This window comes from Paraburkholderia sp. BR10882 (genome assembly GCF_040948855.1).
Lineage (GTDB): Bacteria > Pseudomonadota > Gammaproteobacteria > Burkholderiales > Burkholderiaceae > Paraburkholderia > Paraburkholderia nodosa_A.
Genome location: NZ_JBFPKP010000002.1, coordinates 824,310 through 848,833 on the forward strand (window position 1 = coordinate 824,310; position 24,524 = coordinate 848,833).

At 66.6% G+C, this 24,524-nt stretch carries 25 protein-coding genes and 1 pseudogene; 13 read left to right on the forward strand and 13 right to left on the reverse strand.

The window, feature by feature from the left end:
- Positions 1 to 335 precede the first annotated feature (335 nt).
- On the reverse strand, positions 336 to 668 hold the full coding sequence (locus AB3X99_RS08755; RefSeq protein WP_141710545.1) for a hypothetical protein: 333 nt from the start codon (positions 666 to 668) through the stop codon (positions 336 to 338).
- A gap of 235 nt (positions 669 to 903) precedes the next feature.
- Positions 904 to 2,175: a cyanate transporter gene (locus AB3X99_RS08760; RefSeq protein WP_368616656.1), complete on the reverse strand. Its 1,272-nt coding sequence runs from the start codon at positions 2,173 to 2,175 to the stop codon at positions 904 to 906.
- Positions 2,176 to 2,391: 216 nt separating this feature from the next.
- Here AB3X99_RS08760 and AB3X99_RS08765 point away from each other — a divergent pair, with 216 nt between their 5' ends.
- Positions 2,392 to 3,117: a GntR family transcriptional regulator gene (locus tag AB3X99_RS08765; RefSeq protein WP_069261721.1), complete on the forward strand. Its 726-nt coding sequence runs from the start codon at positions 2,392 to 2,394 to the stop codon at positions 3,115 to 3,117.
- Between the two features lie 16 nt (positions 3,118 to 3,133).
- On the opposite strand, the gene AB3X99_RS08770 is transcribed toward AB3X99_RS08765, so the two are convergent.
- Both AB3X99_RS08770 and AB3X99_RS08775 read right to left on the reverse strand, forming a co-directional pair.
- Entirely contained in the window at positions 3,134 to 3,346 is a 213-nt protein-coding gene (locus tag AB3X99_RS08770) for a hypothetical protein (RefSeq protein ID WP_069261722.1), read from the reverse strand.
- 91 nt (positions 3,347 to 3,437) lie between these two features.
- Entirely contained in the window at positions 3,438 to 4,061 is a 624-nt protein-coding gene (locus AB3X99_RS08775) for a glutathione binding-like protein (RefSeq protein WP_368616657.1), read from the reverse strand.
- A 79-nt stretch (positions 4,062 to 4,140) separates the two neighbouring features.
- On the opposite strand from AB3X99_RS08775, the gene AB3X99_RS08780 reads away from it, so the two are divergent.
- The 4 genes from AB3X99_RS08780 to AB3X99_RS08795 all read left to right on the forward strand — a co-directional run bounded on the left by AB3X99_RS08780 (position 4,141) and on the right by AB3X99_RS08795 (position 5,869).
- Positions 4,141 to 4,809: a TetR/AcrR family transcriptional regulator gene (locus tag AB3X99_RS08780; RefSeq protein WP_368616658.1), complete on the forward strand. Its 669-nt coding sequence runs from the start codon at positions 4,141 to 4,143 to the stop codon at positions 4,807 to 4,809.
- Between the two features lie 114 nt (positions 4,810 to 4,923).
- Positions 4,924 to 5,118, forward strand: coding sequence for a DUF1653 domain-containing protein (locus AB3X99_RS08785; protein ID WP_069261725.1), 195 nt, complete (start codon positions 4,924 to 4,926; stop codon positions 5,116 to 5,118).
- A gap of 45 nt (positions 5,119 to 5,163) precedes the next feature.
- On the forward strand, positions 5,164 to 5,358 hold the full coding sequence (locus AB3X99_RS08790) for a YqaE/Pmp3 family membrane protein (RefSeq protein ID WP_069261726.1): 195 nt from the start codon (positions 5,164 to 5,166) through the stop codon (positions 5,356 to 5,358).
- Positions 5,359 to 5,485: 127 nt separating this feature from the next.
- On the forward strand, positions 5,486 to 5,869 hold the full coding sequence (locus tag AB3X99_RS08795) for a hypothetical protein (RefSeq protein WP_069261727.1): 384 nt from the start codon (positions 5,486 to 5,488) through the stop codon (positions 5,867 to 5,869).
- Positions 5,870 to 5,982: 113 nt separating this feature from the next.
- Here the strand turns inward: AB3X99_RS08795 and AB3X99_RS08800 are convergent, their stop codons facing one another.
- Positions 5,983 to 6,246, reverse strand: a complete 264-nt coding sequence (locus tag AB3X99_RS08800; protein ID WP_368616659.1) for a DUF4148 domain-containing protein — start codon at positions 6,244 to 6,246, stop codon at positions 5,983 to 5,985.
- Positions 6,247 to 6,635: 389 nt separating this feature from the next.
- Here AB3X99_RS08800 and AB3X99_RS08805 point away from each other — a divergent pair, with 389 nt between their 5' ends.
- Entirely contained in the window at positions 6,636 to 6,926 is a 291-nt protein-coding gene (locus AB3X99_RS08805) for a DUF4148 domain-containing protein (RefSeq protein WP_069261729.1), read from the forward strand.
- A gap of 84 nt (positions 6,927 to 7,010) precedes the next feature.
- Here AB3X99_RS08805 and AB3X99_RS08810 read toward each other — a convergent pair whose 3' ends face one another.
- The 3 genes from AB3X99_RS08810 to AB3X99_RS08820 all read right to left on the reverse strand — a co-directional run bounded on the left by AB3X99_RS08810 (position 7,011) and on the right by AB3X99_RS08820 (position 10,535).
- Entirely contained in the window at positions 7,011 to 7,337 is a 327-nt protein-coding gene (locus tag AB3X99_RS08810; RefSeq protein WP_069261730.1) for a 2Fe-2S iron-sulfur cluster-binding protein, read from the reverse strand.
- Positions 7,334 to 8,464 carry a VIT1/CCC1 transporter family protein gene (locus AB3X99_RS08815; protein WP_368616660.1) on the reverse strand — a complete coding sequence of 377 codons (1,131 nt, stop codon included), beginning with the start codon at positions 8,462 to 8,464 and terminating at the stop codon, positions 7,334 to 7,336. The genes AB3X99_RS08810 and AB3X99_RS08815 overlap by 4 nt, the downstream gene beginning before the upstream one ends.
- A 100-nt stretch (positions 8,465 to 8,564) precedes the next feature.
- Positions 8,565 to 10,535, reverse strand: a complete 1,971-nt coding sequence (locus AB3X99_RS08820) for a sigma-54-dependent Fis family transcriptional regulator (protein ID WP_368616661.1) — start codon at positions 10,533 to 10,535, stop codon at positions 8,565 to 8,567.
- A 245-nt stretch (positions 10,536 to 10,780) separates the two neighbouring features.
- Here AB3X99_RS08820 and AB3X99_RS08825 point away from each other — a divergent pair, with 245 nt between their 5' ends.
- Both AB3X99_RS08825 and AB3X99_RS08830 read left to right on the forward strand, forming a co-directional pair.
- Positions 10,781 to 11,002, forward strand: coding sequence for a DUF2964 family protein (locus AB3X99_RS08825; protein ID WP_069261733.1), 222 nt, complete (start codon positions 10,781 to 10,783; stop codon positions 11,000 to 11,002).
- 343 nt (positions 11,003 to 11,345) lie between these two features.
- Positions 11,346 to 11,636, forward strand: a complete 291-nt coding sequence (locus AB3X99_RS08830) for a DUF1488 domain-containing protein (RefSeq protein WP_069261734.1) — start codon at positions 11,346 to 11,348, stop codon at positions 11,634 to 11,636.
- 314 nt (positions 11,637 to 11,950) lie between these two features.
- On the opposite strand, the gene AB3X99_RS08835 is transcribed toward AB3X99_RS08830, so the two are convergent.
- The 3 genes and pseudogenes from AB3X99_RS08835 to AB3X99_RS08845 all read right to left on the reverse strand — a co-directional run bounded on the left by AB3X99_RS08835 (position 11,951) and on the right by AB3X99_RS08845 (position 14,996).
- Positions 11,951 to 13,252, reverse strand: a complete 1,302-nt coding sequence (locus AB3X99_RS08835; RefSeq protein WP_069261735.1) for an NCS2 family permease — start codon at positions 13,250 to 13,252, stop codon at positions 11,951 to 11,953.
- Positions 13,253 to 13,635: 383 nt separating this feature from the next.
- Positions 13,636 to 13,863 (reverse strand): annotated as a pseudogene (locus AB3X99_RS08840) (DUF4148 domain-containing protein); the annotation flags it as partial.
- Between the two features lie 74 nt (positions 13,864 to 13,937).
- Positions 13,938 to 14,996 carry an AraC family transcriptional regulator gene (locus AB3X99_RS08845; RefSeq protein ID WP_368616662.1) on the reverse strand — a complete coding sequence of 353 codons (1,059 nt, stop codon included), beginning with the start codon at positions 14,994 to 14,996 and terminating at the stop codon, positions 13,938 to 13,940.
- 178 nt (positions 14,997 to 15,174) lie between these two features.
- On the opposite strand from AB3X99_RS08845, the gene AB3X99_RS08850 reads away from it, so the two are divergent.
- The 4 genes from AB3X99_RS08850 to AB3X99_RS08865 all read left to right on the forward strand — a co-directional run bounded on the left by AB3X99_RS08850 (position 15,175) and on the right by AB3X99_RS08865 (position 20,099).
- Positions 15,175 to 16,308, forward strand: coding sequence for an acyl-CoA dehydrogenase family protein (locus AB3X99_RS08850; RefSeq protein WP_368616663.1), 1,134 nt, complete (start codon positions 15,175 to 15,177; stop codon positions 16,306 to 16,308).
- Positions 16,309 to 16,417: 109 nt separating this feature from the next.
- A complete protein-coding gene (locus AB3X99_RS08855) occupies positions 16,418 to 18,142 on the forward strand; it encodes an AMP-binding protein (RefSeq protein WP_368616664.1) in 1,725 nt (574 codons plus the stop codon).
- A 19-nt stretch (positions 18,143 to 18,161) separates the two neighbouring features.
- Positions 18,162 to 18,947: an enoyl-CoA hydratase gene (locus AB3X99_RS08860; protein ID WP_368616665.1), complete on the forward strand. Its 786-nt coding sequence runs from the start codon at positions 18,162 to 18,164 to the stop codon at positions 18,945 to 18,947.
- Positions 18,948 to 18,950: 3 nt separating this feature from the next.
- Positions 18,951 to 20,099, forward strand: a complete 1,149-nt coding sequence (locus tag AB3X99_RS08865) for an enoyl-CoA hydratase/isomerase family protein (RefSeq protein ID WP_368616666.1) — start codon at positions 18,951 to 18,953, stop codon at positions 20,097 to 20,099.
- A gap of 4 nt (positions 20,100 to 20,103) precedes the next feature.
- Here AB3X99_RS08865 and AB3X99_RS08870 read toward each other — a convergent pair whose 3' ends face one another.
- Complete coding sequence (locus AB3X99_RS08870; RefSeq protein WP_368616734.1) at positions 20,104 to 21,363, reverse strand: chloride channel protein; 1,260 nt, start codon at positions 21,361 to 21,363, stop codon at positions 20,104 to 20,106.
- Positions 21,364 to 21,679: 316 nt separating this feature from the next.
- On the reverse strand, positions 21,680 to 22,000 hold the full coding sequence (locus AB3X99_RS08875) for a pyrimidine/purine nucleoside phosphorylase (RefSeq protein WP_342946715.1): 321 nt from the start codon (positions 21,998 to 22,000) through the stop codon (positions 21,680 to 21,682).
- Between the two features lie 235 nt (positions 22,001 to 22,235).
- On the opposite strand from AB3X99_RS08875, the gene AB3X99_RS08880 reads away from it, so the two are divergent.
- A complete protein-coding gene (locus AB3X99_RS08880; RefSeq protein WP_368616667.1) occupies positions 22,236 to 24,497 on the forward strand; it encodes a TonB-dependent receptor in 2,262 nt (753 codons plus the stop codon).
- Positions 24,498 to 24,524 lie beyond the last annotated feature (27 nt).

Below are 24,524 nucleotides of genomic sequence, written 5' to 3' on the forward strand. Positions count from 1 at the left end.
GAAAGGGTCATCTTAGAGATCGCGCCGAGCGGCGCGAAACGACTTTTTGTTCTATCCATATGCCGGCGGCGCTACGTTGCGCGGCGCCATGCGCCCGAAATGCATATGCGAAACCATTGGTTGGACGCGCAGCGGGCCGTGGCTAAGATGAAGCCGTCTCCTCCATGACATCTCCTTGACATGGGATTCGGCCCCGCACTTCTCCGGTGACGGGGCTGTTTTTTTTCTGGAGACGGGAACGGGCGGCGCTTCGAGGTCTTCGAGGCCACGTCGCGGCAGCTGCGTGCCGCACTGTAGGTCGTGTTTTGCGCCGCTGACTGCGGCTGCGCGCTAGCTCAAACCGTGAGGACGTTGCCGTCGGGGCCGATTTGCGGCGGAATTTCCGGCAGGGTCCCGTTGCCCGGCGCGGTGCGCGCGGGGGTGCCCGGCGTGGCCGGCAGCGTGGGCGCGGGAGCGCGCACGGCCGGTTCGGCGACCTTGCGAGTGGTGAGTTTGTCGGTGGAGGCCAGCTTGTGCTTCGTGCCGTGATGCGCCTTCTTGCCGGCATTGCTCGCATGCGCTGAGGGCGTGCGCGCTTCCGGCGGATTCCAGATCTCGATGTAGTGTTCCCCGGCGATCGCGGTGGACGCGAGGACGCCCAGCAAGGTCCCCGTGATGAAGAATCGCACGTCGTGTTCTCCGTTTCGATGTACAGGCCGGGGCCGCGCCATGCGCCGGGGCGCGATGGGGCGGCGTAACCCGGTACGGCGACCGGGCGGCACGAACGGCCGGCTGCCACGCACTGTACATTCATACAGGCGCTTATGCAAACGTTTCACGACGTGCTGCGGGCGATGTGTTGCATGGGCGCGCCGCGGCCTTACGAGGCTTGCGCCGGCGCTCAGTCTGGCGTTTGCGGGCGGTTCAGGCGTCGAGCGCCGCCCGGTTTCGTGCGATCGCTCGCTCCGCGGCCGGCCCGTGGACGCCGAGCCAGCGCCCGTAGCTGCGCGGCGAGAACGCGAGCGTGAGCACGATCATCGCGCTGATCGATACGGCGAGCATGATCCACGCGCCCGTAAAGCCGCCCGTGAGGTCGCGCACGCGGCCGGCCACGATGGGGGCGAGCGCGGCGATCACGAAGCCCAGACCCTGGACGAAGGCGACGAGGCGCGCGGCAAGGCGGTGATCCGCGCAATGGTCGAGCGCCGTGACGAGCGTGACCGAGAACGTGCCGCCGAGCCCCGCGCCCGCCGCCGCGACCCACAGCAGCGGCGCGGCCTCGGGCCACGCGGCGAGGCCGATCACACCGACGAGCTGGCCGCACAGGCCCAGAACGAGCCACGGACGCCTGTCCGTGAACGCCGCCGCGGCGAGCGGCAGGAGCAGCGCGCTGGCGGCCTGGAACACCGTCATCGCCGCGAGCAGCGAGCCGCTCGCTTCGACGCTCGCGCCGTGCTGCTGATAGTAGGCGGGCAGCCACGCGACGAGACTCGTATAACCCCCGTTGACGAGCCCGAAATGCAGCCCGAGCGTCCACGCCCGGCGCTTGCGCCAGACTGGCGCCGTTGCCGTGTCGGCATGCGCCTGCGAGGGTGCGGTGGCGGCGTGCTGCGCGTGCCGACCTGCTCCAGACCCGCCGTTCAACACGCCCCAGATCGCGAGCGCGGCCAGCGCCGGCAATGCCCAGACGGCAAGTCCCACATGCCACGAACCGCTGAGGCGTGCGACGAGCGGGCTCAGGCTCGCGCCCAGCCCGCCGCCGCCCATGATCGACGCCGAGAACAGTCCCATTGCGAGCGGCACCCGCGCGGCGAAGCGTTGCTTCATGACGGCGGGCAGCAGCGCCTGGATGGCCGCGACGCCCGCGCCGGCCGCGGCCGCCGTGAGCATGAGCGCGCCGCCGCTGGCGGCGAACGCGCGGGCCGCGCATGCCGCCGCAATCGCCACGAGCCCGAGCGCGACGCCGCGCGTCTCGCCGAGGCGGCGCGCGAGCAGGCCGGCGCCGAACGCGCCGAGGCCCATCGCGACGACAGGCAGGCTCGTGAGCAGCGAAGCGCCGTAGAAGCTCAGGCCGGTGTCGTTGCGAATGGTCGTCATGAGCGGGCTGATCGAGGTGAGCAGCGGCCGCAGATTCAGGCCGATCGCGACGATCGCGGCATACCACGCAAGCACGCTGGCCGATTCGCCGGACGGCATCCGGAAATCATTGGAGCGGGTTTGAGGGTTCAATGCGGTCAACCTTTTTGCAGCTTAACGGTTGACCATTATACGCAATAATTGTCAACAATCTGGCTCGACCCGCTATGCCCGGCATGGACGATCGAGTATGGGCGCGGGTTTATATCGCCTCGCCATGCCGCTCGCTACAATGCGACCTGACCCATCGACCCGACCCAGCTAGCGCGCCTGCCCATGGCTCAATCCTCCCGCCACGTTCCGCCCCGCGATACCGACGAACCGTCCGATATCGAAGCGCGTGTCTATGCGTCGATTTCTTCCGCGTTGCTCGAAGGCAAGCTCGCGCCGGGCCAGCAACTGGTGGAGCGCGAACTCGCGGCGGCGTTCGGCTGCACGCGCGGCGCGTTGCGCAAAGTGCTGGCGCGCCTCGGCTACGAGGGCAAGCTCGTGCTCGAACCCAATCGCGGCGCGTTCGTGCCGTCGCCCTCGGAGGACGACATCCGCGCGGTGTACCGCGCGCGCCAGGTGGCCGAAGCGGGCGTGATGGTGAGTCTGTGCGGCACGCTCGACGCCGCGATGCGGCGCAAGCTCGCGGCTCACGTGCGCAGCGAGAAGAAGGCGTTGCGCGAGGCGCGCGTGGACGAAGCGGTACGCCTTGCGGGGCAGTTCCATCTGCTGCTGTCCGAGCAGGCGGGCGGCGCCGCGCTCGTCGAAGCGCTGGCGCAACTGGTCGCGAAAACGGAGCTTTACAAGGCCCTGTTCGATCCGTCGAAGGCGTCGATGTGCGCACCCGACGAGCACGCGCAGATCATCGAGGCGCTCGAGGCGGGGGACCTCGCGGCCGCGCTCGCCACGATGCGTGCGCATCTGGGCGAGTTGGAGGAGCGGGTGGTGCAGCAGGCACGTGCGCGCGCCGGACGCGATCTCAAGACGGTGTTCGCGGATCTCACGAACGGCTGAAAGCAAGGGGCAAACGTCAGCCCTGGTCTACGCGTCGGCGCAACTCCTTCGAAGCCGCGAGCGGAATGCGCGCATCGTCCCACGTGGCGAGCCATTCAATCTCTTTCGCGGCGAATACCTGGCCATGATTGCGCAGCGCGTACTGCAACGAGTCGATAACGTGGTTGCGGATGATTTCGGGCGTATGCGGGTCGTCGAGGACGATGCGCAAGGCTTCGAGCGTGGCCATGGTGCGGCTCCGGCGAATGTGGCGACCGCAACGTTATCGCACGACAAAAAAACGCTTGCCGGGCGAGAAAAAATGCCCGGTAAAGCGCGCCTCAGTGCCGCGTGCGCTTGAATATCTCGTACTCTTCGGCGAAGGCTCTCGCAACGGCGGGCCGCTCGCGCACGCGCTGCGCGTAGGTCGCGACGGCCTCCCATTGCGATACATCGATGCCCACGTACGGCGCCCAGTTCAGCACGGTCACGAGATAGGCGTCCGCCACGCTGAATTCGTCGAGCAGGAAGGTGCGCGAGTCGAGATGATGCGCGAGCAAGCCGAAACGGCGCGGTATCTTGCCGCGCGCATATGCCTTGACGGCCTCGTCCACGTCCTTGCCGAGCAGCGGCACGAACACGGCCTTGTGCAGTTCGGTGCCGATGAAGCCTAGCCATTGTTGCAGGCGCGCGCGCTCGCGTGTGCCCGCTGGCGGTGCGAGCCGCGCTTCGGGAAAACGGTCGGCCACCCACGGCAGCACCGCCGAGTTTTCGGTGAGCGTCCAGCCGTCGTCCTCGCGCAGCACCGGCACCTGACCGAGTGCGGTGACTGCGAAGAAGTCACCGCCTTCGGCGAGCTGCTTTGTGAGCGTATCGACCTGGATGTAGCGGGCCTGCGCGCCTGCCTCGTAGAGCGCGATGCGCGTGGCGAGCGAGCACGCCAGCGGGGCGAAATACAGTTCCATCGTCTTCCTCCTTTGCGGGCTTCGGGCTTTTTTGAATTTTTGTACTATAGTGAACAAAAATCGCCGATCCAATATTTCTATGCAATCCAGTACAAAAAAGGATAGCCGCCCGCGCGGGCGGCCGCGCGCCTACGATCCGCACGAGGCGCTCGCCCGCGCGCGCGATACGTTCTGGCGCAACGGCTACGCTGGCACTTCGCTCGACGACTTGAGCGAGGCGACCGGCATGAACCGGCCGAGCCTCTATGGCGCATTCGGCGACAAGCACGCGCTCTATCTGCAGACTATGGAGCGTTACGTGGAAGCGGGGCGCACGGCGATGGAGTCCGCGCTTGACAGCGCAGTGCCGCTGCGCGAGGCGCTGATGCGCGTATTCGACGGCGCGCTCGGCTGGTATTTGCCTGCGCACGACGCGGCGCGCGGCTGCCTGCTGATCGGCACGGCGGCGGTGGAAGCCGTCAACGACGAGGCGGTGCGCGAGCGTCTTGCCGCTGGATTGCGCACATTCGACAAGGCCTTCGAGCGGCGCCTGCGGGCGGCGCTCGCGCAAGGCGAACTGCCGCCCGACGCCAGCGCGCCGATGCTCGCGCGCCTCGCTTCGGCGCTCTTGCATAGCATGGCGCTGCGCGCGCGGGCCGGCGATTCGCGGGCCTCGCTGCGCGCCATGGCGGTGGCGGGCGTCGCGCTGATCTGCGGCGAAGCGCCGACGGCGGCCGATGCGCGTGCGGCGCGGCGCCGCGCGAAGTGATGTCACGCTGAACGTTGCTGCCGGCGCCCTCCAGACGGGTCCGCACGCCGCTTTCCCTTGCTACACTGGCGCAGTCGCGCAGGGACGGCTTGCGCACTCGAAGAGGGGAACACGATGGTGCGCTACAGGCACTACAAGGGTGGCATTTACGAACTGGTTTGCGAGGCGACGCTCGAATCGGATCCTTCCGTCACGATGATCGTGTATCGCGCGGCGAACGGTACGATCTGGACGCGACCCTCCACCGTGTTCTTCGAACTCGTCGAGTATGAAGGCGGACTCGTGCCGCGCTTCGCGCCCGTCAACTGATTCTTTTCACACTCGTCTCTTCCACGCTTTAGAGGGTTTCGCCGAATGCGTTTACTGATTGCGCTGATTCTGCCCTGGCTCCTGTTCTTCACCATTGGGCGTCCGATTGCGGGCATCGTCTGCCTGATCCTGCAGGTCACGCTGATCGGCTGGATTCCGGCCGCGATCTGGGCCGTGTATTCACTCAGCCAGTTCAAGACCGACCGGAAAATAGAGGACGCGCTCGGCCGCCGCGGTTAAATCCCTGAGCGGGCGTCTACACGCCGTTCGGAGGCGCGTTGCGCGTTACAACGCTAACGCGTGCTCACAATTCAATAAGAACTTAACGCTGATTTTTCTTTCTTACAAATAGAAAGGAGAGTCAGCTATGTTCAAGTTCGTTCTCACGGTGGGCGCCATCGCGCTCCTTGCCGGGTGTGCGGTGGCCCCGGGCTACGACTATGGTTACGGGGGCTATGGCCAGCCGTACTCCACCGGCTATTACAGCGGCTACGCGCCGGGCTATGCGCCCACATATGGCAGCGTGAATATCGGCGTCTGGGACGGTGGCGGCGGTCGCGATTATCACGGCGGCGACTGGCACGGCGGCGGCGGTGGTTGGCACGGGGGCGGCCCGGTTGGTCACGGTGGCGGTCACGGCGGACCTTGGGGGCCGCCGGGCGGTAGTCATGGAGGCGGCCCCGGCGGCGGTCATGGTGGCGGAGGCCACGGCGGTGGCGGTCACGGTGGCGGCGGACCGGGCGGCCGTTGATCCACGCCGAGTCGGAAAATCGCTTCAAAACGAATCAGGCCCGCCACTCTCACGAGGGCGGGCCTGATGCTTTGCACGAGAACCCGGCGTCACAGCCGGGGTTGTCGCGAAACTTACTGGCTCGACTGCGACGTTCCGTTCGTCGACGGGCCGTAAGCCGTCGCGCGCTGCGCTGCGACCTTGGCTTCGGCAGCCTGAATGTTTTCCGGATAGTGCATCCAGTCGCTCGGATCGTAGCCGGCGGCGCGCAATTGCGCGAGATCGGCGCGAACTTCGGCACGGGTCACGGGTTGCTGCTGCGGTTGTGCCTGCGCGAACGCAGCGACGGGCACAGCGACGATGGCGGCGAGCACAGCTGCCTTCAGAAACGAATTCATGACTAACCTCCGATGTTTTTGTGGGGAGCCATCGCATCGGCGGGGCCCATCTGGTCAATGTATGTGGTCGGAGGGTAAGGGTAAATACCTGGAAAGCGAATTCAGTGTTCTTCTGGCGGCAACAATCGGGTTCGGAATCTCCTGAAGGGTTGCGCGACGTGTTTGCAATAAGGCCGGACGGCCGCGGATTATCCGGCCCTGAAATCTCGCCGGATTATTGCGAAATCCGTAATTCCAATTCGCCCGAAACGGTCTGTATCCGGCTGTGGCGCTTGCCTAGAATCCACTCACAGCCAGCCGATGCGGCGAATCGCAGCGAGCCGGCCGAGCACGACAGGGTATGCACCGTCGTTGCGCATCGATGCTAAATAATTCCGGAGGTTGTCATCATGAAGTCGCTTCTCAAGGCTGTTGCCCTTACCGTTGCCATGGCTGCTCCGCTGGCCGCTTTTGCCCAGGCCGATCAAGGTCTGACCCGCGAGCAGGTGCGCCAGCAACTCGTCGAATTCCAGCAAACGAGCCGCAATCAGGCGGCAGTCGCCCCGCAGGCGGCCGCGCCGGTCGCCCAGACCGACGGCTCGTTCGGCGGCGTGAGCAACTCGACGTCGGTTGCCGGCGCTCGCTATGTGTCGGAAGCGGCTCGCACCGGTCCGCAATCGGTCTACTTCGGCGGCCAGTAAGTCTTTCGGCAGTCAGCAGATAAAAACGGCCCGCGAATTCGCTTCGCGGGCCGTTTCGCATTTGGGCGCGGCGTTTTGTTGCCGCTACATGGCTTCCGCCTCCGGCACGTCGAGCACGAGATCCGTGCGCGCGACGGCCACGCAGGTCAGCACATAGCCCTCGGCTTTTTCCTCGCGGCTCAATCCGGGCCACTCGATCGTGAAGCTCACGTCGCCGCTCACTACGCGACACAGGCAGGCGCGGCAGGTGCCGTTGCGGCACATGCGCGGCAAACGGATGCCTTCGAACGCGGCCGCTTCCAGCAAGGTCAGCTCGGGCGGCGCTTCGAAGCTGCGCCCGAGCGGCTCCACGCGGACCACGGGCACGTGCGGCGGGCCCTCCTGCAAGCTTTCGCGGTTCACGTCGCTCATGAAAGCGACACTCCGAGCAGCCGCCCCGCGCCGGCCGTGAACGCCGCCGCGGCGAGTCCGATCACGATCTGCCGGAACGCCGAAAACGTCGCGCTGCGCCCGTTGAAGAGCGACGTGAACACGCCGACGAGGGCGAGCCCGCACGCGCTCAGCGCCACCGACTGCGCGATGGCCGTGACGCCGTGCGCCCACAGGAAAGGGGCAGTTGGAAACGCCGCGCCGAGCGAGAAGAGGCAAAACGAGACGGCGGCGGCCGACCACGGATTGCCGCCCAACTCCTTCGGATCGATGCCAAGCTCCTCACGCGCCAGCGTATTGAGCGCCTCGTCCTTGTTGCGCATGATCTGAGCGGCCACGCGGCGCGCTTCTTCAGGATCGACGCCCTTCGCCTGATAGATGAGCGCAAGCTCGTGACGCTCGGCGTCCGGCGTGTGTTCGAGTTCGTCGGCTTCCTTCGCAAGCTGCGTGCGCGCAAGCTCGCGCGCGTTGGTCACCGAGAGCCATTCGCCGAGCGCCATCGAGCAGGCGCCCGCCACGAGGCCCGCCAGCCCCGTGAGCAAAATCGTGCGATTGACGCTGCCCGCGCCCGCCACGCCCATGATCAGGCAGAAGTTCGAGACGAGCCCGTCGTTCGCCCCCAGCACCGCCGCACGCAGGTCGTTGCCCGCCATCGCGTCCTTGTGCCACGACTCGGCCGCGCCGATCGCTTCGCCGTGGCCGTGTTCGGGCTCGCGCTTCTTCGCGGCAATCGCCTGCACGATGGCCGCGTGCTGCTGCTCCTGGGCCGAAAGCTTCTCGGCGCCGGGCTCGTGCGCGTAGCGGTCGCGGTCGGCGTACTCGGCAGCGGCGACGGTGGGCAGCACGAGTGAAGGGCCGAACGTGCGCGTGAGCGTTTGCAGCAGGCGGGTTTTCGCGCTGCGCCGATGCGGCCGGGGCGTGACGCCGTTGGCCGCGAGCTTCTCGCGCCAGACGCTCGCGTGCTCGCGCTCGGAGGCCGCGAGATCGGCGAAGATGCGGCGGCGCTCGTCGTCTTTCTCGACCGCGGATAGCGTGTCGTAGACGGCGGCGCTGTCGAGTTCGTCGGCGAGATTGCGCCGGAAGCGGTTGATTTCCTGAGCGGAGGCCATGGCGCGCGGTGCGGGAAGTTATCTGCCAAGCTTACCCTGGCGCGGCAACGGCCAGAAGCCGCGCGTCGACGCCCGCCTTGCTCCTGTCGGGCCGGTACGCTCAGCGGCGCTGACGCAGATGCCGGTAGACCGTGTTGCGCGCGAGCCCGAGTTCGCGAGCCGCCGCCGATACATTGCCGCTGTGGCGCGCGAGGGTCTCCTCGATGAGCCGCGACTGCCAGACGGAGAGGCGCGCAGGCTCGCGTTCCGTGTCGCTCGCCGGGTCTTCCGTCGAGGCATCGGCGCACGGCTGCGCGCAGTCACTCGCGGGATCGCAATCGTGCATGAGGTCTTCGGGCAGATGCTCCATGTCGATGGCGTCTTCGCCTTCGGCCATGATCGCCGCCGTGCGCAGCGCGCTCGCGAGCTGACGCAGATTGCCCGGCCAGCGGCAGCGCGCGAAGCACGCCCGAACGGCCGGTGTCAGACGCGCGGGCGCGCCAGGCACCTCGCGCCGCACAATCTCGAGCATGCGGGCGACGAGCGGGTCGAGGTCGGTGCGCTCGGCCAGCGCCGGCAGCGTGACGACGAGGCCGTTGATGCGGTAGTAGAGATCCTCGCGGAACGTGCCTTCGGCGATCATCGCGCGCAGGTCGCGGTGCGTCGCGCAGACGATGCGCAAATCCACCGGCACCGCGCGCGTACCGCCGAGCGGCACGACGGCGCGCTCCTGCAACACACGCATGAGCCGCACCTGTTGCGCGAGCGGCATGTCGCCGATCTCGTCGAGAAAGAGGGTGCCGCCATGCGCCTGCGCGATCTTGCCGGCGCTGCCGCGGCGCTTCGCACCCGTGAACGCGCCGTCCTCGTAGCCGAACAGCTCCGCTTCGATCAGCGTGTCGGGCAGGGCGGCGCAGTTGAGCGCGACGAACGGCCCGTCGCGGCGCGGCGAATCGCGATGCAGCGCCCGCGCGAGCCATTCCTTGCCGGTGCCCGTGCGGCCGAGCACGAGCACCGGAATGTCGCGGCCGCGCACGCGCGCCACGCGCTGCAGGGCGGCGGCGAGCCGCGCGTCGCCGGTGTCGAGGTCGGCGAGCGTGGGCTGCGGCGCGGTGTCGGCGGCGTTGGGCGCTTTCGCCTGGGAGGGCGCGGGCGTGAAGGGCGAGCGGGACGTGTCGGCTACGGCGCTGCGCGCGAACGTAGGGACGCCCGACATGGCCGCGCCGGGCGTGGCGCGCGCGATCACGCGCACGCCGCTTGGCAGTGCGAGCGCGAGCGGCTCGCCGCTCGCGCGCATGATCTGCTGCATGAACGCCGCGAACGGCTGACCGAAGAGCGCCGCGAACTCGCGCTGCTGCAGTTCGGCGAGCGGTGCGCCGAACTGGAACAGGGCGCTGCGGTTCGCGCAGAGCAGCGTGCCGTCGGCCGAGAATGCGGCCAATCCTTCGTAGAGCGTACCAATGAATTCGGCGCGCGCATGAAACTGGAGCCGGATGGCATCGGCGAATTCGGTGTTGAACAGATGGTTCTCGATCATCTGCGCCGACATGCGCACGAGCGCGAGCGTGTGCTTGTGAAAACCGCGCGACTCGCCGCTCACGTCGAGCGCGCCAAGCGTGCGCCCATACGGATCCGCGATCGGCGCACACGAGCAGGTGAGGATGTGATTGGCGCGCAGAAAGTGCTCGCCCGCATGCACCGTGGTCGGCTGGCCTTCGACGAGCGCCGTGCCGATGGCATTCGTGCCGCGATGCTGCTCGGCCCACGAAACGCCCGGGCGCAGCGCGACGCGCTGTGCTTTCTCGACGAAGTCGCTGTCGGCGCAGCTATGCAGGATCACGCCGTTGCGATCGGTAAGCAGCACCATGCTCTGCGTATCGACGATCTGCGCGTGTAAGGCGTCCATGACGGGACGCGCCTGGTGATAGAGCGTGCGGTTCGTGTCGATCAGTTCGCGCAGGTCGGCGGCGGCGAGCGCGTCGAAGTCGGGCGCTTCAGTGGCGCGCAGTCCGAGTGCGCGCGAGCGCGCGTGAGCCTGCGCGATGGCGTCCGCGCGGGCCGCGTCGTGCGGCGTGACGGGGCGTCGGGTCACTCGTGTCTCCAGTCGTTTTTGGGCGCTACGCTGCGACGCAACATGGGTGCGCGAGCGGGGCCTCTGGGGCAGTTCATGGTACAGGAAACGCGGCGGCTGCCAATTCGGGTTGAAGCCGGGTTGAAGGCAGCGGTTTCAGCCGCGCGGGCGCCGCCTCAACTGCGTCTTGAGTTTACTGGCGCGAGTGCCATGATGAAGGTGAGGGCGCATTTGCGTCGCGCCCCCGCTGAATAGCGGAGTTCGTCATGGTGCACGGCGAATTGAGGATCGTGGTGGCGGTGCTCGCCACGTTCGTTGCGCTCTTTGGCCTCGGGTATGCGATTGACGGATTGATCTTCGACGAAGACAACGTCGTGCTCTCCGGAATGGTGACCGTGGCTCTTGGGGTCGTCGCGTTCGTGGTGATGCTCACCCTGCACCCGAAAGACCTCGAATCTCTCGAACAGCACCGGCATCGCGAATCCTGACGCGCCCGGGTGGCGCGCATGGTGCGATGCGGCAACCGGCGCAGCGCGTTGGCGCAGGGCCGGGAGGAGAGTATCTTTGCGCGCAACGGCGCACGCGCTTGCTGCACCCGCGAAACAGGGCTCGGACGCCGCCGCCGCCGGCTATTTCAGGCATGTGACAACGTCGACCTTGCGGGCGGCAGGAAGTCGTCTAAAGTGAATCAAATCAACCTGCGCGAACGTGTAGTTTGCAAGGGTTGGTGTTGATCCGCGCGAGCCGGATCGGGTGTTCTCAGGCACCAGGTTGGGGCAGCCCGAAGGCGGTTGAACGCGGCCTTTTCACCCTCCACCAAAGGCGACCCCCATGCAGATCATGTTTCCGAAAGAGGTGCCCGAGTACTCGGGCCCAGACCTCACCTTGGCGTTTCCGGCGATGATCGATGGCGAGCGGGTGGAGTGTCTGATCACGGCGGCGGCGCTGGAAGATCACTTCGGGGCGGCTTCGCCGCGCGCCGAAGACATGCTCAGCGCGTTCGACCATCATCGCGACCGCATCGAGGCCTGCGCGCGCCGTTTGCTCTCCGAAACACGTGCGCAGTGTCTCGTGCTGCGCAGCGGCTACGTGCGTTTCGTGCAGGCGCACGCCAACGCGTAGTCGACAAAAAAGCGCCCGCAGGACGCGGGCGCTTTCCGATCAGCTGAGTTTGCTTGCCGCGCCCGTTGGGGCGCGGCGTTCGTTTACGCGGTTGCCGCGTTGCCGCTAGAAGATGGCGGGTTTCGTGTAGCGTTCGGATGCGGCGGAGTACGTTGCCACGTGGCGGCTCCTGTGTGCAGGGAATCTGACGATAGTTCCCTATGATAAGAAGCACGTGCCGTGCGGGGCAGTGATGCGGCTGGGAAGTTTGATGCTGAGGGGGCGGCAGCGGCGTATCAAAACAAAAAGGGTGGCGCAAAGCCACCCTTTTGCTTTTACGCGTTGCCGAGATAGAAGAACCGGAACAGGAACACGGCGGCGATGATCCACACGATCAGTTTCACGTCGCGCACACGGCCCGTGAGGAGCTTCAGGCCCGCATACGAGATGAAGCCGAACGCCACGCCGTTGGCGATCGAGTAGGTGAACGGCATGGCAAGCGCCGTGAGAGCGGCGGGCACGACTTCGGTGGCGTCGTCCCAGGGCAGATCGGCGAGTTCGCGCAGCATCAGGCACGAGACGTAGAGCAGCGCCGGCGCCGTGGCGTAGCCCGGCACGACGCCCGCGAGCGGCGCGACGAACAGGCACGCGAGGAACAGCACGGCCACGGTGAGTGCGGTCATGCCGGTGCGGCCACCCGCCTGCACGCCCGAGGCGCTTTCGATATACGCCGTGGTCGACGAGGTGCCGAGAACCGAGCCCGCGAGAATCGCGGTGCTATCCGCGAGCAGCGCGCGGTTCAGGCGGTGCATCTTGCCGTGCACGAGCAGCCCGGCGCGGTTGGCCACGCCCATCAGCGTGCCGGTCGCATCGAACAGCTCGACGAGGAAGAACACGAGCACCACGTTGAGCACGCCCGTGGAGAGCGCCGCCTTGATGTCGAGCTGCGCGAAAGTCGGCATGATCGACGGCGGCGGCGAGAAGATGCCGTGGAACTGGTTGCCGCCGAAGAAGAACGAGAGAATCGTGACGCCCACGATGCCGATCAGGATCGCACCGCGCACCTTCAGCACGTCGAGCGTGACGATCGCGAAGAAGCCGATGATCGCGAGGATCGTGTGCGGATCGTGCAGGTTGCCGAGCTCGACGAGTGTGGCCGGGCTGCCGACCACTACGCCCGAGGTCTTCAGCGAGATGATCGCGAGGAACAGACCGATACCCGCCGTGATCGACACGCGGATCGAATGCGGAATGCCATTGACGATGGCCTCGCGTACGCGCAGCAGCGTGACGATGAAGAACAGGCACCCAGAGATGAACACCGCGCCGAGCGCGGCCTGCCACGTGAAGCCCATGCCCTTCACGACCGTATAGGCGAAATACGCGTTCAGGCCCATGCCGGGCGCGAGCGCGATCGGGTAGTTCGCGTAGAGGCCCATGACGAGCGAGGCGAGCGCCGCGACGAGGCAGGTCGCGACGAATACGCTTTCCTTCGGCATGCCGGCGTCGCCGAGAATGGCCGGATTCACGAAGATGATGTAAGCCATCGTGAGGAAAGTCGTGATACCGGCGAGCACTTCGGTGCGCAGGTTGGTGCCTGCTTCTTCGAAACCGAAATAGCGTTTGATGGCGTCCATGAAGATCGGGCCCTTGAGAGTCGAGCGGGTTGTTCGCTGCTTGTTGGTGTGGTGTCTTGCGTGTAGTCGGCGCAGGCAGGTCCTTGACGTGCCCATGCACACGCGCGCATGCCGCAGCGCGCGGCTACGGGCGCGATTGTAAACAATTGTCCGTCGAGCGCAGAAAAGCCGTCGTGAGCGTGGAACGGGTACAACAGCGCGCGTTGCGGTAGCCAGCGTGAGAAGGCGCGGCGAATCGCGCCCGTGGCGGGAGGAAATGGACACGACCGCTCACAGGCGCCGGGCGTTGCTTCGCCTGGTGCCGGGTGACTGCGGCCTGTCCTGCAATCAAGCGAATACTGCTGCATTTGACCGGCGGGAGCGCCATATCCGGCGCCGCCGCGCGCCGCACGCCGTTGCGCGACGATCGCGCCCGCGCGTTGCGCGTTTTCCGGGTAGTCGATCCAGTCGAGCGGATCGTAGCCCGCCTGCCGCCATTCGATCAGATCCGCCCGGACCTGGGCGCGAGTCAGCGGTTGCGAGGGATCGTACGGTTGGGCCACCGCCGCAGCCGACGCGAAGCAGCACGCTGCGGCGAGGACGCCGAGCGTTACACGCGGAAGGGAGTTCATGGCAAGGCCTTTCGTATTAGGGATAACCCTAAAAGTATAGGCGCTATCTCATTAACTCAAAGGGGGATCGAGGGCTACCCGCGGTGCTTCGAAGCGTCTTGGCGGTTGCTTGCCGTGCGGTAGTCGGTCGGGCGCTGTCCGGTCCATTTGCGGAACGCCCGATGGAACGCGCTCGGCTCCGCGAACCCCAAAGCGGCGGCGACATCGGCGACCGGGCGGCCCGGCTCCTGCAGCGCCGCGATCGCCAGGTCGCGGCGCAATTCGTCCTTGATCGACTGGCAGCTGTGGCCTTCCTGGCTCAGCCGCCGGCGCAGCGTGGCGGGCGCCACGTTCAGCCGCTGCGCGATGGCGTCGGCATCGGGCCACGCGGCGACGGGCAGGGCGCGCAGCGCGCGTCGCACGCGCGCCGCGAACGAGCCCGGATTGCGGTACTTCACGACGAAGTTGCCGGGCGCGTTGCGCAGAAACGCCCGCGCCGAGCTGGCGGTCTGGATCACGGGCAGTTCGAGAAAGCCGGGCGCGAATTCGAACCATGTGGCCGGCTGATCGAATGCCATGTCGTCGCAGAGCATGAGCTGGTATTCGTGCGCGGCGGCAGGCTGCGGGCAGCGAAAGCGCGCCGCGAGAAGCGGAATGCGGCGCCCCACGAGCCAGCACACGAGCCCGTAGACGAGGATGAACCAGGTCGCGTACGCGAACAGGGTGGGCGTGGGTTTGCCCGCGCGGTGCGAGAGCGTGACGCGCACGCGCGTGGCGTCGATGTCGATCTCGCCCGAGAGATCGTCGAGCACGAGCCGCATGAAGTGCACGGCGCGCTGCAGCGCCTGGCGGCCCGTGCTGGCGCCAAGCGCCGAGTGCGTCATGGCGATGAAGCTGCCGCTTTTCATCGCGTGCGAATCCTGGCCGAAGAATTCGTCGTCGAGCGCGCGCGCGATGCCCGACCACAACTGGCCGTATTGCGCCGCACTCACGCGCGCGCCGGGCGCGAGCAGCACGGCCGGCGCGATGCCGGCGGCATCCGTGAGTGGCGCGGTTTCGAGGCCGCCCGCGCGCGCCAGCGCCAGCGTCTCGTTCACGAGGCTCATCGAGATCGTGCCTTTTTCGCTCAGTGTCTGGGTTCTCGCCGGTTGCATAGAACCGCCTCCCAAAGGGGTGATCGCAGCCGACATGGTAAATCCGATCAGCGACTTTGAGCGTGGCGGGCATCGAATACGGCCGCTCGCGTGCCTACACTTTTCGTAAGCCTTGCCGCCGGGGCCGCATCGCGCCAAAGTGGAAGGCAAGCGCAAGAGACACAGGAAGGGGACACACATGGACGAGTTCTATACCGACGATCAGCGCATGATTCGCGACGCCGCGCGCGACTTTGCGAGCGGGCAACTGGCGCCGAATGCGGCGCAATGGGATCGCGACGGCAAGCTGCCCGACGAGGTCGTCAAGCAACTGGGTGAACTGGGCTTTCTCGGCATGATCGTGCCGCAGGAGCAGGGCGGCTCGTACACCGATTACGTGGCCTACGCGCTCGCCATGGAAGAGATCGCGGCCGGCTGCGCCTCGTGCGCGACGCTCGTGAGCGTGCACAACTCGGTGGGCTGCGGGCCGATCCTGCAGTTCGGCACCGACGCGCAGAAGGACCGCTGGCTCGGCAAGCTCGCGAGCGGCGAGCTGATCGGCGCGTTTTGCCTCACAGAGCCGCAGGCAGGCTCCGAGGCGAGCAACCTGCGCACGCGCGCCGAGCTGCGCGACGGCAAGTGGGTGCTCAACGGCAACAAGCAGTTCGTGACCAACGGCTCGCGCGCGAACATTGCCATCGTGTTCGCCGTGACCGATCCCGACGCCGGCAAGCGCGGCATTTCCGCGTTCATCGTGCCGACCGAAACGCCGGGCTTCAACGTCGGGCCCCATGAGAAGAAGATGGGCATCCGCGCGTCGGACACCTGCCCGATCTCGCTCGTCGACTGTGCGATTCCCGAAGCGAACCTGCTTGGCCAGCGCGGCGAAGGGCTGAAGATCGCGCTTGCGAACCTCGAAGGCGGACGCATTGGCATTGCGGCGCAGGCGCTGGGGATCGCGCGCGCGGCCTTCGATGCGGCGCGTGCCTATGCGCACGAACGCGTGCAGTTCGGCGAGCCCATCATCAAGCATCAGAGCGTGGCCAACCTGCTTGCTGACATGCATACGCGCATCAACGCCGCGCGTCATCTCGTGCATCATGCAGCGCGGCTGCGTACGCTTGGCAAGCCGTGTCTTTCCGAGGCATCACAGGCCAAGCTTTATGCTTCCGAAATGGCCGAGGAAGTGTGCTCGCACGCGATTCAGATTCACGGTGGCTACGGCTTCCTGAACGACTATCCGGTGGAGCGTCACTACCGCGATGCACGCATCACGCAGATTTACGAAGGCACGAGCGAAGTGCAGAGGATGGTGATTGCACGGCAGCTTTGAAGTGAAGTGAGGAAGACGAAGCAATAAAAAGCGAGCGCTTATGCGCCATAGCTATGCATGGGACCGGAGCAAGTGCATTGCACCAACTCCGGCTCGACAGGAGACGACGATGACCGGGTTCACCCCTTCCGCGCAGGCCTTCATCGACGCACGCGAGCTGCTGCTGCGTCACCGCACCGACTACGCACGCGCGTATGAAGCATTCGCGTGGCCGAAGCTCGACACGTTCAACTGGGCGCTCGACTACTTCGACGTGATGGCGCGCGGCAATGACAACCCGGCGCTCTGGATCGTCGACGACCTCGCGGACGGCGGCACGCGTTATTCGTTCGCGCAGATGTCGGAGCGTTCGTCGCGCATGGCGAATTTTTTGCGCGAGCAGGGTGTGACGCGAGGCGACCGCTTGCTGTTGATGCTGCCCAATCGCGTCGAACTCTGGGACGTGATGCTGGCGGCGATGAAGCTGGGCGCCATCGTGCTGCCTGCCACGACGCAGCTCTCGCCCGACGACGTGCGCGAACGCGTGGAAACGGGCGGCGCGCGCTGCGTCGTCGTGGACGCCGCCGAACTCGGCAAATTCGATGCGCTCGACCCGAGCGTGAAGCGCATTGCGGTAGGCGCGGCGCCCGGTGCGTGCGAAGGCTGGATCGACCTTTCGCGCGCGTACGAAGCGAGCCCCGCGTTCGAACCCAACGGCCCGACGCGCGCCACCGACCCGCTGCTGCTCTATTTCACTTCGGGCACGACCTCGAAGCCCAAGCTCGTCGAACACACGCACGAGAGCTACCCCGTAGGCCACCTTTCGACGATGTACTGGATCGGCCTCATGCCCGGCGACGTCCACTGGAACATCAGTTCGCCGGGCTGGGCCAAGCATGCGTGGAGTTGCTTCTTCGCACCGTGGAACGCGCAGGCCTGCGTGTTCGTCTACAACTACGCGCGCTTCGTGCCGAAAGACACGCTCGCCGCCATCGTGCAATGCGGTGTGACCACGCTGTGCGCGCCGCCCACGGTGTGGCGCATGCTCGTGCAGGAGCCGCTCGCAACCTATGCAGTGAAGCTGCGCGAGATCGTGGGCGCGGGCGAGCCGCTCAATCCCGAGATCATCGAGCGCGTGCGCCACGCGTGGGGCATTACGATCCGCGACGGCTACGGCCAGACCGAAACGACCTGCCAGATCGGCAATTCGCCGGGCCAGCCCGTGGTGGCGGGCTCGATGGGACGGCCGCTGCCGGGCTACCGCGTGGAACTCGTCGATGCCGACGATCAGCCCGCAAGCGAGGGCGAAATCGCGCTGCCGATTGGGCGAGATTCGACGCAGCGTCCGCTCGGCTTAATGACGGGCTACGCGAACAACGCAAAGGCGAGCGAATACGCCATGCGCAACGGCTACTACCACACGTCCGATGTCGCCTTGCTTCGCGACGACGGCTATTACGTCTACGTGGGCCGCGCTGACGATGTGTTCAAGTCGTCCGATTACCGCCTGAGCCCTTTCGAACTGGAGAGCGTGCTGATCGAGCACGAGGCGATCGCCGAGGCCGCGGTCGTGCCGAGTCCGGACGAGCTGCGCCTGTCCGTGCCGAAGGCCTTCGTCATCGTGCGTCAGGGCTTCGAGGCGGGCCCCGAACTCGCACGCGAGGTGTTCCGCTTCTCGCGTGAAAAGCTCGCGCCGTACAAGCGCATTCGCCGCCTGCAGTTCAGCGACCTGCCCAAGACCATCTCGGGCAAGATCCGCCGCGTCGAGCTGCGCCGGCGCGAAATGGAGCGCAGCGCCGAACCGGCGCGTCAGCCCGACGAGTATTGGGAAGAGGATTTCCCCGAGCTGCGTTGATATCCACACGGAGTCCGAAATGATCGAATTCGAGTACGCGCATGAGGGCGCGGTGGCCCTGCTCACGCTTTCGCGGCCGCCCGCGAATGCCTTTACAGTCGACGGCTTGCGTCAGCTCCAGCAGGTCATCGAGGCGTTCGACCGCGAGCCGCAGGTGCGCGCGGTCGTCATTACCGGCAGCGGGCCGAAGTTCTTCAGCGCGGGCGCCGACCTCAACGCCTTCGCCAGTGGCGATCGCGAGGTCGCACGCACGGCGGCGAGCGCGTTCGGCGCGGCATTCGAGGCGCTGCAGAAGGCGCGGCCCGTGGTCATCGCGGCGATCAACGGCTATGCCATGGGCGGCGGCCTGGAGTGCGCGCTTGCGTGCGATATCCGCATTGCCGAAGAGCATGCGCAACTCGCGCTGCCCGAGCCTGCCGTGGGGCTGCTGCCCTCCGGCTGCGGCACGCAGACCTTGCCCTGGCTCGTGGGCGAAGGCTGGGCCAAGCGCATCATCCTCACGGGCGAACGCGTGGACGCGCAAACGGCCCTGCGCATCGGTCTCGTGGAAGAAGTCGTCGCAACCGGCGGCGCGCGCGAGGCCACGCTCGCCATGGCCGCGCGCGTGGCGGGCTTGAGCCCGCAGGCGGTCACCTTCAGCAAATCGCTGATCCATCAGGCGCGCGACGGCGTGCCGCGCAGCGCCGCGCTCGCCGTCGAGCGCGAGCGCTTCGTCGATCTGTTCGATTCGCCCAACCAGCGCGAGGGCGTCAACGCGTTTCTGGAGAAGCGCAAGCCACGCTGGCACATTGAAACGGAGAACTAGGCAATGAATGCAACACCCGCTTCCGCCCAGGCTGCAACGGAAGCCGAACAGGACGTGCTGTTTCGCGTGGTCAATCGCGTGGCGATCGTCACGCTCAGCCGGCCCGCTGCGCTCAATGCGCTTTCGCACGCCATGGTGCGCGAGCTGGCTGTGCTGCTGGAACGCGTGCGCACAGACGACGGCATCGTCGCGCTCGTGCTGGAAGGTGCGGGCCCGAAAGGCTTTTGCGCGGGCGGCGACGTGCGCGCGATCTATCGGCTCGCACGCGAGAAAGCGCGCGAAGGCGCGAATGGCTGGCAACAATTCTTCGTCGACGAATATCGCCTCGACTACGCGTTGCACACGTTTTCCAAGCCGCTCGTCGCGCTGCTCGACGGCGTGACGATGGGCGGCGGCATGGGTCTAGGCCAGGCGGCGGCGCTGCGGGTGGCGACTTCGCGCACGAAGATCGCGATGCCGGAAACGCGCATCGGGCTCTTGCCCGATGTGGGCGCGACGCACTTCCTCGCGAAGATGCCGGTGGACATGGCGCTTTACGTGGGCCTCACCGGCGCCATGCTCAGCGGCGCGGACGCGCTGCATTGCGGCCTTGCGGATGCCTGTGTGCCGGGCGAATGGCTCGATGGCTACGAGGCGCGTCTGCTCGCCGCGCAATGGTCGGGCGATGTGCATGCTTCGTTGCGCGAAGTATTCGTCGCGCCGTGTCACGAGGCTAGCGATGGTGCGCTCGCTTCCTTCACGCCGCTCATCGTGCGGCACTTCGACCGCCGTCTGCGTGTCGAGCAGATCGTCGCATCGCTGCGCGCCGACCTCGAACGCGAACACGCGCAAGCCGAACGAGCGTGGCTCGAATCCACACTCGAAGCGCTCACGCACTATTCGCCGACGATGCTCGAAGTCACGCGCGAAGCGCTGTTGCGAGGCCGCCAGATGACGCTCGCCGAGTGCTTCCGCATGGAGCTTGGCATCGTTGGCCGTGCGATCGAAGAGGGCGACTTCTGCGAAGGCGTGCGCGCGCATCTCGTCGACAAGGATCGCAAGCCGCGCTGGGCGCCCGCCACGCTCGTCGAGGTCCGGCCTGAACGCGTGCAGCATTTTCTTGCGTCGCCGTGGAGCGGCGAGGCGCATCCGCTGGCGGACCTCGGCGCATAACGGTTCAGTCGGAAGACTCGCGCGCCGACGGCTCGCGCAGGGCGGCGAGGCGCAGTTCACGTTCGGCGCCAACTGCTGGCGTGCCGTGGGAGGGGCCCTGCGCACGCGTCAGCAGCCGCAGCGTGGCGACCGAACCTGCCACGGCGAGCAGCAGCGGGATCGCGAGATCGTGATTCGCGTGCGTGAATTCGAGAATCAGCACGGTCGCGGTGACGGGCATCTGCATCGAGGACGCGAGAAACGCACCCGCGCCGACGATCGCAAATGCACCCGGCGATAGACCCGGCCAAACATGGTTCACCAGCCCGGCGATCACGATGGCGAGCAACGCGCCGTTCGCGAGCCCTGGCGTGAGCAGGCCGCCCTTGGCGCCTGCGCGCAACGTGGTCGTCGTGATGAAGACGCGCAGCACGAGCAGCGTCGCCGCGAGGCCAATGCCGAGATTGTCGTCGAAGCTCAGGCCGGCCGCGCCCTTGCCGTTGCCGGGCAACTGCGGAAACCAGACGGCCAGCAGGCCAATGCCCGCGAAATTGACGAGCGTGTAGAGCGGCAGCCGCCAGTCTTTGGGCGAGGCGTCGCGCGCGCGGCTCGTCAGGCGCGCGAAACCGTGCGCGGCTGCGCCGAACACCGGCCCGCAGAGCACCGACCACACCACGAGCTGCGCATTGATGCCGTAGGCGGGCACGTGGTATTGCTGCGCGTCGCCGAGACCGATCCATGCGATCACGGCCGCAATGGCCGAGGTGCTGATCGCCGGCACCGCCACCGACCAGCCGAACGTGCCGAGCAGCACTTCGAGCACGAACATCGCGCCGCCCAGCGGCACGTTGTAGACAGCCGCGAGCCCCGCGCCCGCGCCGCACGCGATCATCACGCGGCGCTCCGCGGCGGTGAGGCCGGTGCGCTTCGCGAGCCAGCTCGCAAACGCGGCGCCGATCTCGCGCGGCGCGACTTCGCGCCCGAGCGGCGAACCCATCGCGACGGTCACGATCTGCAGCAGCGCGTGCACGGTGGTCGCAAAAATGGGCATGCGCTTGCCGCCCGGCTTGATCGCCGCGCTGATGCTCACGAGCGGGCGCGCGTAGCGATAGAGCGCCCACCATCCCCCTCCGGCGATCAGCCCGCACGCCACGAGCACCGCCACGCGCCGCGAGGGCGCGGTATCGGTCACGCCCTGCAGAAAGCTCTCCTCGCCGATGATGTGCCCCGCGCCGTAGCCGTAGGCGACGTGCTGGATCGCATGCAGCAGCAGCGCGAGCAGCATGCCGGAGAGACCCGCGCCGATGCCGGTGAGCACGGTCACGATCGCCAGCGTGACGAGCGGGCTGCGTGGCGGCGGACGATCGGCGTTGGCGCGAGGGCGCGGCGCGGGTTGGGGCGCGGGTTGGTGCGGGAAGGATGACACGGCGGGAAGACAGGCGTGGGAGTCGCCAGGCGACGGGCTGGCGCCCATTGTAGCGAGGGCATCGGGGCGGCGCGTCGAGCACGTTCAGCGCGCCCGGCACGTCCCCCCCAAGGTTCGGCAAAAGCGAAAACGCCCGCCGCGCGTCACGCGGCGGGCGTTCGAATCGATGCAGCGCTTACAGGTAGCTGCAAACGTAGTCGAGCGTCTCGACCACTTCGATGTCGAAACGGCTCTTGCCCGGCACGGAGAAAGACTCGCCGGCGCCGTAGGTCTTCCACTCGTCGGTGCCTTCGAGGCGGATGCGGCACTGGCCGGCCTGCACTTCCATCAGTTCGGCGGCGTCGGTGCCGAAGTTCAGCGTGCCCGGCAGGATCACGCCGAGCGTCTTGCGTGAGCCGTCGGCGAACAGCACGGTGTGCGACACGCACTTGCCGTCGAAGTAGACGTTGGCGCGTTTGATTACGGAAACCTGGTCGAATTGTGCTGCTGCCGTCATGGCGGTCTTCCTCTGTCTTCGTGAATGGAACCGGGCGCCGGGACGACTTCTCGTCCGGGGCGAGGCCGCCATCATACCGGCAGTCGGGCGCGGCGGGCGCATGGCATCGCCGTACAGCCATTCGGTTTGCGAATTGGATATTTACAAACAAATGACCAGTTATTACAATCGCTATCACAAATGAGAATCATGCGCATTTGCAACTACGACAATTCGCCGACCAACTCGCCTACTCATGTCCGTCCATTTCCCGACGCGGATGCGCGCCATCGCCTCCGCCGCTGCGCTCTATTGCTCCGGTTTCTTCGCATCGCCGCTCGTTTACGCGCAAACCGCGCCCGCCGCCGATAGTCCTGCCGCCGCGAGCGCAGCGGCAGCAACGCCCGCATCGTCTACTGCGGCCACGGAAAGCACGCTGCCCGCCGTGAAGGTCGTTTCGGCGCCTTCCGAGATGCAGACCAAAACGCTCGGGTCGTACAAGTTCACCGCGCCGCTCATCGACACGCCGCGCTCCATCACGGTGATTCCTGAAGAGGTGCTCAAGCAGAAGAACGTCACGACGTTCCAGGACGCGCTGCGCACGGTGCCCGGCATCACGTTCCTGGGCGGCGACGCGGCGGCGAATCCGTCCGCGGACCGGCCCGTGATTCGCGGCTTCGAGTCGCGCAACTCGATCTTCGTGGACGGCATGCGCGACTCGGGCGTGCAGAACCGCGAAACCTTCGATGTGCAGAACATCAGCGTCATCAAGGGTCCGGACTCGGTGTATGCCGGGCGCGGGTCGGTAGGCGGCAGCATCGACATCACGACGAAAACGCCGCAGGACGACAACTTCATCAACGGCAGCGTGGGGCTTGGCACCGATAGCTACAGGCGCGCCACCATCGACTGGAACCAGACGCTCAACGACACCACCGCGTTCCGCCTGAACGCCATGGGCCACGACGCCGACCAGGCCGGTCGCACCGACGTGTACAGCGAGCGCTGGGGCGTGGCGCCCTCGATCGCGTTCGGCCTGAACACGCCGACCACGGTCACGGTGAGCTACTACCACCTGAACACCTACGACATGCCCGACTTCAGCGTGCCGTTCCGCTCGACGGGCGGCACGCCGGTGTCGTCCAACCGCGGCCAGTTCTACGGCCTGAACTCGCGCGACTACCGCTACGGCCAGACCGATACGGGCGAAGTGAAGGTGGAGCACCGCATCAACGACGCGTGGAAGATCAAGAACACCACGATGTTCGGCCGCTCGACACTCGACTACGTGGCGACCAATCCGCAGTTGACGAACGCGACCTCGAACATCCTCAGCCTGCAGGCCAAGAGCGGCAAGTACGCGACCAACAGCGTCGCGAACCAGACCGAGGCTTCGGCCAGGTTCGATCTCTACGGCATGCGCCACACGTTCACGGCGGGCGTGGAATTCAGTCACGAGCAGGACCTGTACGAGGGCTATCTCGTGACCGATTCGGCGGGCAACAACATCCGCTCGGGCGGCCCGTGCTCGGTTGCGTACAACTGCGCGTCGATCAACAACTGGAACCCGAATAACCCGTGGACGGGCAGCATCGTCCTCAATGGCGACAAGAGCTTCCCGGGACCTGCCACGCATACGCAGACGAATATCGCTTCGGCGTACATGTTCGACAGCGTGCAGCTTTCCGAGCGCTGGATCTTCAACGCGGGCTTGCGTTTCGACCGCTACGACGTGAGCGCGCAGCAGGCGGGCGTGGCCGATCTGTCGAACACGTCGAATCTCTTCAGCTACCAGTTCGGCCTCGTGTTCAAGCCGGTGCCGACCTTGAGCCTTTATGCGTCGTACGGCACCTCGGCGAATCCGCCGGGCTCGAATTCGGGCCTTGGCGGCGGCACGGACCAGATCACGGCCACGAACAAGGACCTCGCGCCCGAGCGCTCGCGCAATATCGAAGTGGGCGCGAAGTGGGACGTGCTCGATCAGCGCCTCTCGCTGACCACCGCGTTGTTCCAGACCGACAAGACGAACGCGCGCGTGAGCGACGGCCTGGGCGGCACGATCAACGCGGGCTCGCAACGCGTGCGCGGCTTCGAGTTCGGTTTCGCGGGCAACGTGACGAACAAGTGGTCCGTGTTCGGCGGCTATTCGTATCTCGATGCGATCACGACCGATGCCGGCCCGGCGAGCCCCACGCTCTCCGGCTTGCCGATGGTGATGGTGCCCAAGCACAACTTCACGCTGTGGACGAGCTACGACGTGCTGCCAAAGCTCACGGTGGGTGCGGGCGCAACGGTTTCGAGCCTGACGTATGCATCGGTTTCGGCGACGTCGCGCAAGTGGACGCCGGGCTATGCGCGCTTCGATGCTGCGGCGACGTGGCGTGTGTCGAAGAAAATCGATCTGCAGCTCAACGTGAACAACATCTTCGACAAGGCGTACTACCAGAGCGCATATCCGATCTACGCAACCTGGGCGCCGGGCCGCTCGGCGGTGGTGACGGTGAACTTCTATCAGTGATCGCGCGCGCCGCTAACGTCGCGTTCG

Coding starts and splice junctions, on each gene's coding strand:
- AB3X99_RS08815 (WP_368616660.1), bottom strand. CDS start 8,464: ATGGCCTCCGCTCAGGAAATCAACCGCTTCCGGCGCAATCTCGCCGAC.
- AB3X99_RS08785 (WP_069261725.1), top strand. CDS start 4,924: ATGGTGCGCTACAGGCACTACAAGGGTGGCATTTACGAACTGGTTTGC.
- AB3X99_RS08780 (WP_368616658.1), top strand. CDS start 4,141: ATGCAATCCAGTACAAAAAAGGATAGCCGCCCGCGCGGGCGGCCGCGC.
- AB3X99_RS08775 (WP_368616657.1), bottom strand. CDS start 4,061: ATGGAACTGTATTTCGCCCCGCTGGCGTGCTCGCTCGCCACGCGCATC.
- AB3X99_RS08875 (WP_342946715.1), bottom strand. CDS start 22,000: ATGACGGCAGCAGCACAATTCGACCAGGTTTCCGTAATCAAACGCGCC.
- AB3X99_RS08770 (WP_069261722.1), bottom strand. CDS start 3,346: ATGGCCACGCTCGAAGCCTTGCGCATCGTCCTCGACGACCCGCATACG.
- AB3X99_RS08795 (WP_069261727.1), top strand. CDS start 5,486: ATGTTCAAGTTCGTTCTCACGGTGGGCGCCATCGCGCTCCTTGCCGGG.
- AB3X99_RS08870 (WP_368616734.1), bottom strand. CDS start 21,363: ATGCTGCTCGCGCTGCTGCTGCATGCGATCCAGCACGTCGCCTACGGC.
- AB3X99_RS08810 (WP_069261730.1), bottom strand. CDS start 7,337: ATGAGCGACGTGAACCGCGAAAGCTTGCAGGAGGGCCCGCCGCACGTG.
- AB3X99_RS08825 (WP_069261733.1), top strand. CDS start 10,781: ATGGTGCACGGCGAATTGAGGATCGTGGTGGCGGTGCTCGCCACGTTC.
- AB3X99_RS08835 (WP_069261735.1), bottom strand. CDS start 13,252: ATGGACGCCATCAAACGCTATTTCGGTTTCGAAGAAGCAGGCACCAAC.
- AB3X99_RS08790 (WP_069261726.1), top strand. CDS start 5,164: ATGCGTTTACTGATTGCGCTGATTCTGCCCTGGCTCCTGTTCTTCACC.
- AB3X99_RS08850 (WP_368616663.1), top strand. CDS start 15,175: ATGGACGAGTTCTATACCGACGATCAGCGCATGATTCGCGACGCCGCG.
- AB3X99_RS08800 (WP_368616659.1), bottom strand. CDS start 6,246: ATGAATTCGTTTCTGAAGGCAGCTGTGCTCGCCGCCATCGTCGCTGTG.
- AB3X99_RS08845 (WP_368616662.1), bottom strand. CDS start 14,996: ATGCAACCGGCGAGAACCCAGACACTGAGCGAAAAAGGCACGATCTCG.
- AB3X99_RS08760 (WP_368616656.1), bottom strand. CDS start 2,175: ATGCCGTCCGGCGAATCGGCCAGCGTGCTTGCGTGGTATGCCGCGATC.
- AB3X99_RS08765 (WP_069261721.1), top strand. CDS start 2,392: ATGGCTCAATCCTCCCGCCACGTTCCGCCCCGCGATACCGACGAACCG.
- AB3X99_RS08880 (WP_368616667.1), top strand. CDS start 22,236: ATGTCCGTCCATTTCCCGACGCGGATGCGCGCCATCGCCTCCGCCGCT.
- AB3X99_RS08855 (WP_368616664.1), top strand. CDS start 16,418: ATGACCGGGTTCACCCCTTCCGCGCAGGCCTTCATCGACGCACGCGAG.
- AB3X99_RS08865 (WP_368616666.1), top strand. CDS start 18,951: ATGAATGCAACACCCGCTTCCGCCCAGGCTGCAACGGAAGCCGAACAG.
- AB3X99_RS08830 (WP_069261734.1), top strand. CDS start 11,346: ATGCAGATCATGTTTCCGAAAGAGGTGCCCGAGTACTCGGGCCCAGAC.
- AB3X99_RS08805 (WP_069261729.1), top strand. CDS start 6,636: ATGAAGTCGCTTCTCAAGGCTGTTGCCCTTACCGTTGCCATGGCTGCT.
- AB3X99_RS08860 (WP_368616665.1), top strand. CDS start 18,162: ATGATCGAATTCGAGTACGCGCATGAGGGCGCGGTGGCCCTGCTCACG.